The 13332-nt window shown below is 53.4% G+C and carries 12 protein-coding genes; 2 read left to right on the top strand and 10 right to left on the bottom strand.

What is annotated here, in order from left to right; translation table 11 throughout:
- Nucleotides 1-4 precede the first annotated feature (4 nt).
- Entirely contained in the window at nt 5-400 is a 396-nt protein-coding gene (locus tag ACFO1S_RS01505; RefSeq protein WP_378126276.1) for a GtrA family protein, read from the top strand.
- A gap of 946 nt (nt 401-1346) precedes the next feature.
- On the opposite strand, the gene ACFO1S_RS01500 is transcribed toward ACFO1S_RS01505, so the two are convergent.
- The 6 genes from ACFO1S_RS01500 to coxB all read right to left on the bottom strand — a co-directional run bounded on the left by ACFO1S_RS01500 (nt 1347) and on the right by coxB (nt 6795).
- Nucleotides 1347-1808 carry a DUF420 domain-containing protein gene (locus tag ACFO1S_RS01500; protein WP_204600995.1) on the bottom strand — a complete coding sequence of 154 codons (462 nt, stop codon included), beginning with the start codon at nt 1806-1808 and terminating at the stop codon, nt 1347-1349.
- 111 nt (nt 1809-1919) lie between these two features.
- Nucleotides 1920-2819 carry a cytochrome c oxidase assembly factor CtaG gene (gene ctaG, locus ACFO1S_RS01495; RefSeq protein ID WP_204600996.1) on the bottom strand — a complete coding sequence of 300 codons (900 nt, stop codon included), beginning with the start codon at nt 2817-2819 and terminating at the stop codon, nt 1920-1922.
- 121 nt (nt 2820-2940) lie between these two features.
- The gene (locus tag ACFO1S_RS01490; RefSeq protein WP_204600997.1) at nt 2941-3264 is read right to left on the bottom strand and encodes a cytochrome C oxidase subunit IV family protein; all 324 of its coding nucleotides are present in this window, start codon (nt 3262-3264) and stop codon (nt 2941-2943) included.
- Between the two features lies 1 nt (nt 3265).
- Nucleotides 3266-3886: a cytochrome (ubi)quinol oxidase subunit III gene (locus ACFO1S_RS01485; protein ID WP_204600998.1), complete on the bottom strand. Its 621-nt coding sequence runs from the start codon at nt 3884-3886 to the stop codon at nt 3266-3268.
- Entirely contained in the window at nt 3883-5688 is a 1806-nt protein-coding gene (gene ctaD, locus ACFO1S_RS01480; protein WP_204601071.1) for a cytochrome c oxidase subunit I, read from the bottom strand. The genes ACFO1S_RS01485 and ctaD overlap by 4 nt, the downstream gene beginning before the upstream one ends.
- Nucleotides 5689-5766: 78 nt before the next feature.
- Nucleotides 5767-6795, bottom strand: a complete 1029-nt coding sequence (coxB, locus tag ACFO1S_RS01475; protein ID WP_204600999.1) for a cytochrome c oxidase subunit II — start codon at nt 6793-6795, stop codon at nt 5767-5769.
- 492 nt (nt 6796-7287) lie between these two features.
- Here coxB and ACFO1S_RS01470 point away from each other — a divergent pair, with 492 nt between their 5' ends.
- Entirely contained in the window at nt 7288-8058 is a 771-nt protein-coding gene (locus ACFO1S_RS01470; RefSeq protein WP_204601000.1) for a hypothetical protein, read from the top strand.
- On the opposite strand, the gene map is transcribed toward ACFO1S_RS01470, so the two are convergent.
- The 4 genes from map to ACFO1S_RS01450 all read right to left on the bottom strand — a co-directional run bounded on the left by map (nt 8042) and on the right by ACFO1S_RS01450 (nt 13330).
- Entirely contained in the window at nt 8042-8815 is a 774-nt protein-coding gene (gene map, locus ACFO1S_RS01465; RefSeq protein WP_204601001.1) for a type I methionyl aminopeptidase, read from the bottom strand. The genes ACFO1S_RS01470 and map overlap by 17 nt on opposite strands.
- Before the next feature lie 1277 nt (nt 8816-10092).
- The gene (locus tag ACFO1S_RS01460; protein WP_204601002.1) at nt 10093-10281 is read right to left on the bottom strand and encodes a hypothetical protein; all 189 of its coding nucleotides are present in this window, start codon (nt 10279-10281) and stop codon (nt 10093-10095) included.
- Nucleotides 10282-10595: 314 nt separating this feature from the next.
- Entirely contained in the window at nt 10596-11384 is a 789-nt protein-coding gene (locus ACFO1S_RS01455) for an FHA domain-containing protein (RefSeq protein WP_204601003.1), read from the bottom strand.
- A gap of 251 nt (nt 11385-11635) precedes the next feature.
- Nucleotides 11636-13330: a long-chain-fatty-acid--CoA ligase gene (locus tag ACFO1S_RS01450; RefSeq protein ID WP_204601004.1), complete on the bottom strand. Its 1695-nt coding sequence runs from the start codon at nt 13328-13330 to the stop codon at nt 11636-11638.
- Nucleotides 13331-13332: the final 2 nt, after the last annotated feature.

Genomic DNA, 13332 nt, shown 5'->3' with positions numbered 1-13332 from the left:
TCCGCTGGCCGACTCCGCCCGTGTTTACCTGCCGTTCCTGAAATTTATCGCGGTCTCCGGCTTATCGGCTGTCCTTGATTTTCTTCTTCTGGTTCTGCTGCATCTGATTACCGGAAGCCTGCTGCTTTCCGTGATCGGAGCCCGAATCGGCAGCTCCGCATTCAATTTTGGCGTCAATCGTCATTTCGTATTTGCGCGCAGCAATCCCTTGCCCGCCCGGAAAGCTTTGCCTCGGTATTATGCGCTCGCATCGTCAATCGTGATCATGAACTACTTGCTGCTGTTCGTTATGCACGATAAGCTTTCGGTTCCGCTGGCCCCAGCCAAGCTACTGACGGAAGCAACGCTCTTCCTGCTTAGCTATTCCGCACAGCGGAGATTCGTCTATCCTTCGGGCTGAGCATGCCCCATTCAAAATAAAGACTGCCGACAGTTGCCGACAGTCCATGCAATTTGTTTAACAGTTTGAAGTTGATATCTTCTATTACTTCTTCACTAACTTTTTTAAACCCTAAAGGCTCATACAACTTTCCCGCAATTTGATTGTCTGGTCGATGTCCAATCCTTATTCTTATACAATGTGAAATACTCATAAATTGAATCAAAGCTTCCATTGCTGCCTTACCCTAACCTTTGCCTTGATGCTTTTCGTCAATCATTACGGCAGGATTCCAATAGTTATCATTCTGATCTGGATTCGTACAAAATACGGAAAATCCGAGGGGGACAGAGCCTCATTTGCGTCGATGGTGTGGCGGACATAGGAGCCTCTATTCGTGCGATTTCTCCAGTATTTAAGCTCATCGCGGACATGAGCGCCGTTATTCACTCAATAATTCGTAAATTGGAGGGATTCTAGACCATTTAACGGCTCTCAGGTCCACATCATCCTAAAAAATCGCTCTGATTTCTAAAATAAGGTCTCTGATGTCCGCAAACTTGGATAGTCCAGGCGATTTAGAGAATCATTCAATGCTACTTATGGCGATCCTGCAACTTAGGGTGAATCACAGCAACTTAGGGTGAATCACAGCAACTTAGCGCGAGCCATAGCAACTTATAGCAATCCACTCAAGTAAAAATGTCTGTCGCCGTCCTTGGGGACGGCGGCAGACATTTTGTATCCTGCTATCGGATAGGGATAAAGAAGGCCTGAATCTTATACTTTCTAATCGTTTAAATCGGATAGGAGGCTGCCCATTAATTGAGCAGCCCCTTCATGTCCGCTATTTTGAAGGGGTTGACCCATCCTCGAATATAACGTCTAAGTTGGCCTGCTCGGGTCTGCGTACGCAGGACTAGACCCGAGCGTTTAACCAACACCCTCAGCGCTAACGGAGGTTGGTTTAACCGAATATAGCCTGAATGACAGGCTTCGTGTGTCCACCCGGATAGCACAGATAGAGAAGAACGTACACGGTCACGCCGGTAATGACGGTAGCGAACCAGATTTTGGCCGTTGTTCGGCCAATCTTGCGATGCTTGGCGAAATTTTTGCGAAAGGCCAGCAGAAGCGTCGTAATCCCGAACACGGCGGCGACTGTCGCAAGCACGATATGGAACAGCAGGAAAATCAAATATACCGTCTTCAGGCTATCAGGGCCGTTAAACATCGTATTGCCGATGAATATCGTGCGCGATACATAGATGATAAAGAAGATCGTCGCCGAGATCGCCGCAGCGATCATGACCTTCTCATGCGCTTCCCTTCGTTGCTTCAAGATCAAGCGCCAGCCAATGGCGACCAATATTCCGCTGATGAGGATAAAGCTTGTGCTGACGAGCGGAAAAATTTCATACCAAGTCATAAGCATCCACCTGTTCTAGCATCGAATCTGCCAATTCTCTTCCTACATTGTACCCGCCCCGAAGGCTGAGTTCAAACGTTTCGGCGGATCGTCACAGATTGTTAATAAGTGTTATTCGGCGGCCGGATCCAGCACGCTGTCGCTGTCCCGAGAGCGATCCCGGCGATACCATTGCATGAATACCGTATACAACGCGGCTACATTGACGCCTTCCTGCAGCAGCTTCATGACGATGCCGCCAAGCTGCTGATCGTCGATCGGACTCAGCATGTTGAAGAAAGTCGGTCCTTCGAACTTGTCGAGCAGTGCGGCCGGGTCCCCGGAGACGCAATATCCCATGGCCTGAGCCCACACCTCCGGATCGTTGTAGACGCCGAAGAGCGGCTCGCCCGCGAAGATGATCATGACGCATGCCGGGGTAAGCAGCAGACCGCTCATGAAAATATAGCCTAGCCTAAGCAGCGGCGATATCCGCCTCCATTCGGCGATCGGGCAATAGATATGCCACCACATCGCCAGCGCGGACAGGAACAGCAAGGCGTAATAGATACGGTGAATCGTGAAATGCGTCATAATCCAATCGTGGTTGCTCGGCATGTGATACAGGGAGAACAGCAGTACGAATGCCAGGATGCTCACGATCGGATTCATCAGCAGCCGAAACAGCCAGAACCGCCAGAACCTGGCCCCGAACATCGAGCGCCACAGCCAATCGGGAATGCCGTAAATCAGCAGCGGAGGAACCAAAATATAAGCGAACGCCATGTTCGTCATATGAAAGGTGAACATCAAATGTCCCAACAGGCTGAGCGGCCCGCCCTGCGTCAGGTACAGCAACGCGATCGCCAGCACGAACGCCAGCTGCCGAAGAACAGGCACCGGGGCGCTGCCCGCAAAATGATGCCGCCACGGCCCGATGATAAACGTGTACAACACCACGATGACCATCATGAAGATCATAAACGCCGGACTCCACAAATCCTGAAAGGAGAAATACTCCAAACCCATCATTGCCTCCGACCCCCTTTTCTATGTGCGACGATCCGGAGCGGCGCGCCGCCCCTTGCCGCTTCATTAAAAAAGAGAGGACGGATTGTGGCCCGCCTCTCTGAAATTCAATGCGCTTCCGTAATTACCACCAAACCCAGTACAGAGCCATAATGACCATCGTGATCACGACGACGACTCCGGACAGAATTCCGACGATCGGAAACAGATGTCCGCGATCTTTCATGTGCATCCAGTAAGCCATTTGAATGATGACTTGGACGACCGCCATGGCAACCAGAATAATGTAGATAAAGGTTTCATTAATCTCGCCGGCAGATACGGCCGCAAAGGCGATAATCGTCAGGGCAAGCGAAAGGATAAAACCGACAATATGCTTCTGGGGTCCTTCGACCTTGTGGCGCTTGGAAACCCCTTCGGAAGCCGACTCGTTGTGATTGCTCGACAAGTTAACCAGCCACCTTTCCCATCAAGTAAACAACGGTGAAGATGAATACCCAGACAACGTCGATAAAGTGCCAGTACATGGCGGAAATATACACTTTAGGCGCGGTGACGACGGTCAGGCCTTTCTTGAAAATCTGACCGATAATCAGACCGATCCACAATACCCCGAATGCAACGTGCGCGCCGTGGAAGCCGACGAGCGTGTAGAACGAGGAGCTGAACGCGCTGGTCGTAAATCCGTGGCCTTCATGCACGTACTCCACGAACTCATAGATTTCCAGGCCAAGGAAGCCGAGGCCGAGAACGATGGTAACGATCAGCCAGCCAATCATCGCCTTCTTCTTGTGCTGATGCAGCGCCTGCACGGCAAATACGCTGGTCAAGCTGGAGGTCAGCAGGATCATCGTGGCCGCGAATACCATCGGAAGCTGGAACAGCTCGCCCGCCGAAGGACCGTCGCCGATGTTGTGACGCAGTGCAAGGAAGGCCGCGAACAGCGTACCGAACAAGACAACCTCTGCTCCAAGGAAGAGCCAGAAGCCCAGAATCTTATTGCGGGCTTCCAAAGTCGCTTTCTCCGGCTCGTGAGGCAATTGCCCCTCTACGTGGTCGTGTGCGCTCATGCGTGCACCTCCTTATCTTGATCTTCCGGCTCGATATGGTAACCGTGATCGTCGAACAAGGAACGGAGTACCATGCAGCCTAACGTAATCGCCAAGCCAAGACCGCCGACAATTAGCTTGTCATACATAAATCCGAAGCCTGCGATAAACAATCCGATACTCATGAACAGCGGTAGGATGGACGGCGAAGGCATATGGATGGAACCTACAGGCTCTGAAGGCGTCATTGCCGTCTTGCCTTCCATCTTTTCCTTCCACCAAGCATCGTATCCGCGAACGAGCGGAACTTGTTTGAAGTTGTATTCTGGAGCCGGCGAAGGAATGGTCCATTCCAGGGAACGTCCGTCCTCCCACGGGTCGTTGCCCGCATTGCGAGGCTTCGCCCACGTGATGAAGATGTTCAGCAGGAACACAATGGTTCCGATTCCCATCAAGATCGCGCCGATTGTACTGATGAAGTTCATGTCATCGTAGCCTTGACCGCCGAGGTACGTATATACCCGGCGCGGCATTCCCAGCAAACCAAGGAAATGCTGCACGAAGAACGTCATGTGGAAGCCGATGAAGAAGGTCCAGAAAGTAATCTTGCCCAGCGTTTCGTTCAAGATACGTCCGAACATCTTCGGCCACCAGTAATGCAGTCCGGCGAAAATCCCGAGCACAAGGCCGCCTACGATTACGTAGTGGAAGTGAGCGACTACGAAATACGTATCGTGATATTGGTAATCCGCAGGTGCGGAAGCAAGCATAACGCCTGTAACTCCGCCCATTACGAACGTCGGAATAAAACCGATGGCGAACAGGTTTGCGGTCGTGAAGCGGATAGAACCGCCCCAGAGCGTGAACAGCCAGTTGAAGATTTTGACCCCTGTAGGGACCGCAATAAGCATCGTCGCAATCGAGAACAAGCCGTTGGCGACCGGTCCCAATCCCGTCGTAAACATGTGGTGAGCCCAAACCATGAATCCAAGAAACGCGATCAAGACGGTTGCGAATACCATGGAGCTGTATCCGAACAGCCGTTTGCGCGAGAATGTGCTGACGACCTCGGAGATAATCCCGAACGCAGGCAAAATCAGGATGTAAACCTCAGGGTGACCGAACACCCAGAAGATATGCTCCCACAGCACGCCGTTTCCTCCGTTGGCGACATCAAAGAAGTTCGCTTGGAACAAACGGTCGAACATGATCGCGACCAAACCTACGGTCAACGCCGGGAAGGCGAATACGATCAAAGCGGAAGTGATGAAGATAGCCCAGGTAAACATCGGCAATCTCATGAATGTAAGGCCAGGCGCGCGCATGTTGATAATCGTCGCCATGAAGTTGATGCCGCCGAGCAATGTGCCGATACCGGCAATTTGCAGGCCTATGACATAATAATCGACCCCGTGGCCCGAGCTGAATATCGGCCCGGCAAGCGGAACATAGGATGTCCACCCCGCATCGGGAACCGCTCCCGCGAACCAGCTCAGGTTGAGCAGCAATCCGCCGAAGAAGAACGTCCAGAACCCAAGGGAGTTCAGGAAAGGGAACGCAACGTCGCGCGCGCCGATCTGCAGCGGAATGACTGCATTCATAAGAGCGAACAGCAACGGCATCGCCGCAAGGAAGATCATCGTCGTCCCGTGCATCGTAATCAATTCGTTGAAAGTATCCCCGGCAACAACATCATTCATCGGCTTCAGCAGCTGAATCCGAATGATGATTGCCTCCAATCCGCCGATCAGGAAGAAGAACAAGCCCGCAATCAAATACAGGATGCCGATCTTCTTGTGGTCGACGGTCGTTAGCCAATCCATCAAGCCGCTATAGCGCTTGACCTTGTGTCCATGTGCATGTGCTGACAAGGCCACGTACCTCCTTCAGTTTCCCGCTGATTAATAGTCGAGTTTATATTCGGCCAAATACTTGGCAATGCCGGCGATTTCTTCGGGCGTCAGACCTGTGTCTTCGGCGCCTGGCATCATCGCGCCCTTTTTGTATTTCTGAGGGTCCGTGATCCAGTCCTTGAGATTCTGCTCAACGCCAGCTTCATCGTTGTACAGAATTCCTCCGACGGTCTCGCGTCCGCCCACTCCGGTCAAGTTCGGCGCACTGTTGCCGCCGTTCTCGCCGACTGCGTGGCAGCTCAAGCATTGCGAAGTGAATTTCTCAGCGAGCTCGGCATCCGCAGGCATAGCTGCAGGTGCTTTCATCGCGGCAACCCAGCGGTCAAAGGCCTCAGGGCTGACGGCTTTCGCCTTGAAATCCATCAGGGCGTGAGAAGGTCCGCACAATTCCGCGCACTTGCCGCGGAATACGCCTTCGTTAGGGAATTCCAGATACATTCTGTTAGTCGATCCAGGGTTCGTATCCATCTTGCCGCCGATGGAAGGAATCCAGAAGGAGTGCTTCACGTCTGCTGCAGCCAGCTCGAAGGAAATTTTCTTGTCCGTCGGAACGATTAAGTCCTGAGCAGTCGTAATCCCGTAATCGGTGTATTCGAATTCCCACCAATATTGGTGCGCCGTAACTTTAACCTGAACGGCATTTTTGTCTTTGCTGTAGTCCTTGGCGAAGCCAAACACGTTCTGGATCGTCGGCACGCCGAGAATCAGCAGCAGCACCAACGGAATTACCGTCCAGATAATTTCCAGCTTGTGATTGCCCTCGACTTGCTTCGGCACCGACTTGTCTCCCTTGCGCCGGCGGAAGCGAATCAGAACATAAATACAAATGATGAACACAACGACAACGACCAAAGCCATGATGCCAATGGACAGTTTCATCAATTCGAATTGTTTCTCAGCTACTGGTCCTTGCGGATTCAGAGTTGAGAGGTCTTCTCTTCCACATGCCGTGAGCAACAGCATGAGTCCCGCGAGCAACGGGAGCAGCCGTTTCATTACAGGCCACCGATTCATCATATCAACCCCATTTTAGCGTTTTCATAGAAAATCGTTTGCCTGTTCGGCAAACGTTCCCTACCTGTACACGGATGTTGGACCAAGCCAAGTTCAACTTTTTGCCGTTTCGAGGACGAAAAGTCAAGCTTGTTTGATTTCAGAGCTGTAGGCAATTCAGCCTATTTCTGCTGAAACCGGCAACAAACGCTCTTCAAGCACTCTAATAAATATAAGATTGAGGGGCAATCTTGTCAATGTTCACAGACCAGTTCACAAATTGTTCTCAAAACTGTCAAAAAGGCCGTCGCTCTAGGCATTTCCTCATTCGAAAGGGCTTACTAATTCACCCTTTCAGGCTTGACTCCGTCGCTTTGTCCGAATATGCCCTTGATCTTTCATTTTCCTTCCCTCTTCTTTTTGCCAAGTTGTCCGCTTTTTATGTGCAAGCGTCGGCGCATACTTCCCTTCCGTCGGTAAATCCTATGCTCTAACGAAAATTAAGGAGGTTTGTCCATGTCATGCGTTCGACGTACCTGCGCGCTTCTCGGAGCCGTCTTGATGCTCGGGCTGCTGCTGACTGCCTGCAATTACAAGTCCTATTTTCAAAAAAGCGCCCAAGATTACGCCAGCCGCAAAGCGAACGATCCCAAAATGATGCAGACGCGTTCTTACGGCTCTTATTCCGCCAATCCGCAGCAGCATGACAACCGCTACTTCGAATACAGCTCGGCGCTGTCCAACAAAATCGCGGCTTTGCCGGGCATCAATACGGCGCTCGTATTCCTGACGGACAAGAACGCTTATGTCGGCATTATGACGGACTGGTCCGCGACGGGAACCGAAGCGACAGGCGGAGCCCATTCGCACGAGCAGGACAATACCGGCACGACCGAGGGCGTTTATAACGTCAGCACCGGAAGCACGAAATGGGATAATCGGCAGGTCGCCACGCCATACAATTCCTATTTTACGCATAAGGATGCAAGCGATCTGTCCTCTGAGCTAAGGCAGGTAATCGGCGGGACAATCCGCAAAAACCATGCCCGGGTTCAGGAGGTTCATATTTCGGCCAATCGCGAATTCGTCAATCAAGCGCTTGAGTACGCCAAGGCGGCATGGCTTAAGAAGCCTCTCGCCCCGCTGACCAAGGAGTTCAACACCCTTGTACAGTATACGTTCGGAATGAGCGGCAACATTCCGCTTCCTCTCTATATTAAAGCGGAAACCGAACCCTCAAACGGCAAAGCTTCGGGTTCGGTCCCGAAAGCTAGCAAGTCAAAATAAGCGGTCCATCCTCCTTAATCGCTACGGTGTGCTCGAATTGGGCGGCCAAGCCGCCCTCCATCGTTCTGACCGACCAGCCGTCTTCCGCGATATACACCTCGGGCGATCCGAGCGTCAGCATCGGCTCGATGGTCAGCACCATTCCTTCCTTCAGTTGGACTCCGGTGCCCGCGAAGCCAACGAAAGGAACCTCCGGGGGCTCATGTATCCTTCTTCCTATTCCATGCCCTCCGTATTGCGCGACGACGCCATAGGCTCCGTTATCCGTCGCCTCTTCGACGCCTGCGGCGATGTCGCCCAATCGGCTTCCCGGCCTGGCTCTGGCAATGCCGCTCATCATCGCTTTATAGGCGTGCTTGCGAAGTCCCTCCGCTTCCCGGCTCACCTTGCCCACCGCGTAGGTCCACGCCGTATCCGCCATCCATCCATTCAACTCTACAACGAAATCAATTGTAACGAGGTCGCCCTCCCGCAGCAAGCGTTCATCAGGCAAGCCATGGCAGACGCAATCGTTCACCGCCGCGCACAGCGAATAGGGATACCCGTTGTACCCCTTCTGCGCGGCTGCTGCGCCGCGTTCGTCCAAATACCGTTCCGCGAACCGATCCAGCTCAAGAGTCGATATACCAGGGCGCACCCGTCGCCCCAGCTCTCTTCTTAACCGGCTCGCGAGCCGCCCTGCCGCACTTATCCCCTCCAGCTCCTCGCGGGTACGGATTGCGATGCTTGCCGCTCTCCGACGTTTGCCGTTGTCCATCCGCTGCGCACCTCGCCTTTCTTTTTTCTTATGTGTATTCCCGGCAGGGCCGCGAGGGTGAATGGAAAGCGCAGGTAGATTTGGATTAGTTGCACGAATTTGCGTCCGGGTTCGCGGTTCCGAGCGCAACTAATCGACTCACGCCCTCTCCCGAATACCGTAGTTTGCTTTTACATAACTAATCGCCTCACGTCTCCCTCTCTCGGGCGCAGTAGTTTGCTTTTACATAACTAATCGCCTCACTTCCCCTGCTCCTGAGCGCCGTAGTTTGCTTTTGCATAACTAATCGCCTCACTTCCCCTGCTCCTGAGTGCCGTAGTTTGCTTTTACATAACTAATCGCCTCACGTCCCCTGCTCCTGAGCGCCGTAGTTTGCTTTTACATAACTAATCGCCTCACGTCTCCCTTTCCCGAGCACCGTAGTTTGCTTTTACATAACTAATTGCCTCATGTCTCCCTCTCCCGAGCGCCGTAGTTTGCTTTTACATAACTAATCGCCTCACGTCTCCCTCTCCCGAGCGCCGTAGTTTGCTTTTGCATAACTAATCGCGTCACGTCCCCTGCTCCTGAGCGCCGTAGTTTGCTTTTACATAACTAATCGCGTCACGCCTCCCTCTCCCGAACGCCGTAGTTTGCTTTTACATAACTAATCGCGTCACGCCTCCCTCTCCCGAACGCCGTAGTTTGCTTTTACATAACTAATCGCGTCACTTCCCTCGTTCCTGAGTACAGTAGTTTGCTTTTACATAACTAATCGCCTCACGTCTCCCTCTCTCGAGCGCAGTAGTTTGCTTTTACATAACTAATCGCCTCACGTCCCCTGCTCCTGAGCGCCGTAGTTTGCTTTTACATAACTAATCGCCTCACGTCTCCCTCTCCCGAGCGCCGTAGTTTGCTTTTGCATAACTAATCGCCTCACGTCCCCTGCTCCTGAGCGCCGTAGTTTGCTTTTACATAACTAATCGCCTCACGTCTCCCGCTCCCGAGCGCCGTAGTTTGCTTTACACAACTAATTGCATTCTAGCTCGCGGTTTACGAAATGTTATTCGCACGTTCGCTTGGTGTGTGCTAGATTGCTCCTATCAAAGTTCCCTTGTCCTCCTTGATCCGATGCAGAGGTTCGCAGACCGACTATCCTCTTATCATGGCGTTCAAGGAATTTTTACTCATAGCTACGAGCATCCCTGCCCCCTCAATCAAACTAAGGATTTTCTTATCACAAAAAAAACGGCCCGGAAACGGCGAATGCCGGTTCCAGGCCGATTGCTCCCTCAGCCTCAGGAGGCCGGGGGGCTTAATTTTGTCAGCTCGCGTTCCACGAGCACGGTTAGCTCATCTTCATATCCACCGGTGATCCGGTATTTGCGGATGTAATCTTTAACAAACTTGCGCGGATCCTTGGGTCGGAAAATTCTCGTCAGTTCTCGCAAACTTTCTTGAACTTCATTGTGGCTGCGTTTGGCCATGCAATTCCCTCCCAGCGGAATGGTTCCGTTCCGTCGGTAATAAACCGGAACGGAAGCGGTATTACGCCACCCGGAGAACCCAAAGCATAAACGGTCGTCGCCACATACGGCGACCCCAGCTTACGTTCGAGACGACTCAGAGAAGAATGGAGATTAGGTGCATCCCTGAATCTCAAAACGGGTTCTTCCTTCAAGCTCGATGTTCCACCGCTAGTTGCCATATAAGAAAACGTTCCTGCATTTTCTGATTATACCATTTATCCGCCGGAGGATAAAGTGCAAAACCGTAGGCCGTTATCCCCATAACTGTTAGGCTATACCACCTGCTGTCCCTCGTCGCGCACCTCGAACCAATGCTGCTTGCCGGAGAGGGAGAAGCGCTCGCCCGATCGCAGCTCATACCGGATGCCCGGCTTGAGCCGCTCGCCATTAGAGAGGAAGGTGCCGTTGGACGAGCCGTTGTCCTCCAAAATAAACAACCGATTCTCTCCCACATATTTCAACGTGCAATGAATGCGGCTGATCTCCCCCGCTTCGTACGGGAACAAAATCGCGCACCTGGACGGGTCTCTGCCGAAGGTCAGCCGCCGATTCGCAATGCGATAGCTCATGCCCGCATGCTCTCCCTCCAGGCCGCACAGTCGCGGCTCCTTCCCTTCGGCGGGCTCGGCTTCTTCGGGTACCGGCAAAATCTGCGTGACCGGAATCGTATAATCGGTCAACGCATGCTCTTCCAGCGCCTCCGCCGCAGCCTCCTCCTCGTTCCACTCGGGCAGAGGCTGCTCTTCATCGGACGTATGCTCCTCCGCCGCTCCTGCCAGCGCTTCTCTGCCCGTTCTGCCCTTGGCCGTCATTTGCAGGAAGGCGATGACGGCGCCGACGGCTACGGCGATTCCGATGCCCAGCGCGGCCAGCAAAGGCAGCGTTCCCACCTTGACCTGCGTTGTTGAAGTTTCCCAGGCTCCCGATGCGAAGACCGAGCCGGGGAAAGTAAAGCATCCGAACAAAATTGCGGCAGCGGATCGCCGCGCGCGAAGAACGCGTCTTATCCCGGACCTGCCAAACTCCCCCCTTTTCTTGTCGGCTCTTGCCCGTTCCGTCAATCCGCTCACCTCCTTATGCCATTCGCCTAATTGCGAATTATAGCCGCTCCATTCGCGTATCGTCCATTCGATTGCGAGCCGCAGTCCGTTCGCCGCCCTATTGACGGCGAAGACTGCAGACTTGTAAACGCTTTCTTAATTTCCTACCCTGAAAAGAATACTGTTCGCTTATGTCACTTATTATAACGAAAAAGAAATCGTTCATCAATTCTGCAAAGCAAATTTTAGGTAAAATTTAAATCCTTTTCCTCCTACGGATCTGTCTCCTCCCTTAGCTTGCGTCTCAGCACTTTACCGATCAGGGACAGCGGCAGGCTCTCCCTGAATTCATATCTCTTGGGCACTTTATAAGAAGCAAGCCGCTCCCTGCACCAGCGATCCAGCTGCATCTCCGACACCTGCCAGCCGTCCTTCAGCACGATGTAGGCCTGAACCGTCTCTCCGCGATAAGGATCGGGCACGCCAAGGACGGAAGCCTCCTTCACGGCGGGGTGCTCGAACAGCACCTCCTCCACCTCGCGCGGATACACATTAAAGCCTCCGGCCAGAATAAGATCCTTCTTGCGGTCGAGGATTGTGAAGAACCCTTCGGCATCCATCGTGCCGAGATCGCCCGTTCTTAGCCAACCGTCACGAAGCGCGGCCGCCGTATCCTCCGGCCGATTCCAGTAGCCCGCCATCACTTGCGGACCGCGCACGATCAATTCGCCGATCACTCCTGTCGGCAGCGGCTCCCAGCCGTCCGGATCTACGATTCTCGCATCCGTATCGGGAAGTGGAAGGCCGATCGTCCCGCTCTTGCGATAGCCCCATATCGGATTGCAATGGGTAACCGGGGAAGCTTCCGTCAGCCCGTAGCCTTCAATCAGCTTACCGCCGGATTTTCGTTCGAAATTATCCTGAACGTCGCGCGGCAATGGCGCAGCCCCGCTGATGCACATTTTAATAGAAGCAAGATCCCCCTCCTGCATCGCGGGAGCGTTCAAGAGCGCAATGTACATGGTTGGCGCTCCCGGAAAGATCGTCGGCTTGCAGCGGCGAATCGTCTCCAAAACCGCCTTCGGCTCGAAACGGGGCACCAGCAACAGCCAGCCTGCTCTGTGAATAGCCTGATTAAGCAAGACGGTCAGCCCGAATACATGAAACAGCGGAAGCACCGCCAAATATCTTTCTTTGCCCGCCTCCGCGCGATAGCACCACTCGGTCGTCTGTATCGTGTTGGCCAGCAGATTGCCATGCGTCAGCATGACCCCTTTGGGGCCCCCGGTCGTACCTCCCGTATACTGAATCATGGCCAAATCCTTGTCGGCGTCAACCTCCTGGCATATCTGCGTCGCAAGGCCTCGCCTCAGGAATGCCGACCATCTCAGCACGCCCTCTGCAGCGGAATAGTTCACTTTCAGATTGGGATACTCTTGACGGCGTTTGATGGGATACAATACGTTCTTCGGAAAAGGCAGTCCGTCCGACAGCGTCGTGACGACGATGTGCTTCAGCTCCGTGTTCTCCCGCGCCTGAACGACTCTCGGCATAAGCAGGTCCAGCACGATAAGCACCGTTGCTCCGCTGTCCTCAAGCTGAGCCCGGAGCTCCCGCTCCGTATATGTCGGATTCGTCTGAACGACGACCGCTCCCGCCATCAAGGCTCCGTAGTAGGCGATGACGGCTTGCGGACAATTCGGCAGCATGATGGCGACGCGATCGCCCGCCGCGATCGGCAATGCCCTCAGAGCGTTGGCCATCTTGCAGCAATGCCGCAGAAGCTGCCTGTACGTATAGCTCCTCCCGAGAAAATCCAAGGCTTTGTGCTCCGGGTAATCTCGCGCGGAGTCGATCAGAAGCCGTGCGAGATTATGCTTGGGATAGGGGTACGAGGGCTTCACCTGCAGCGGATATTTATTGTGCCACGGCCTCTCTTCCTCCAAAATATCGGACTGCTCGCTCATGC

Source organism: Cohnella boryungensis, from assembly GCF_042651945.1.
Taxonomy (GTDB): Bacteria; Bacillota; Bacilli; order Paenibacillales; family Paenibacillaceae; genus Cohnella; species Cohnella boryungensis.
The sequence above is the reverse complement of the archived record's forward strand: the minus strand, read 5'-3'. Positions and strand labels throughout refer to the sequence as shown.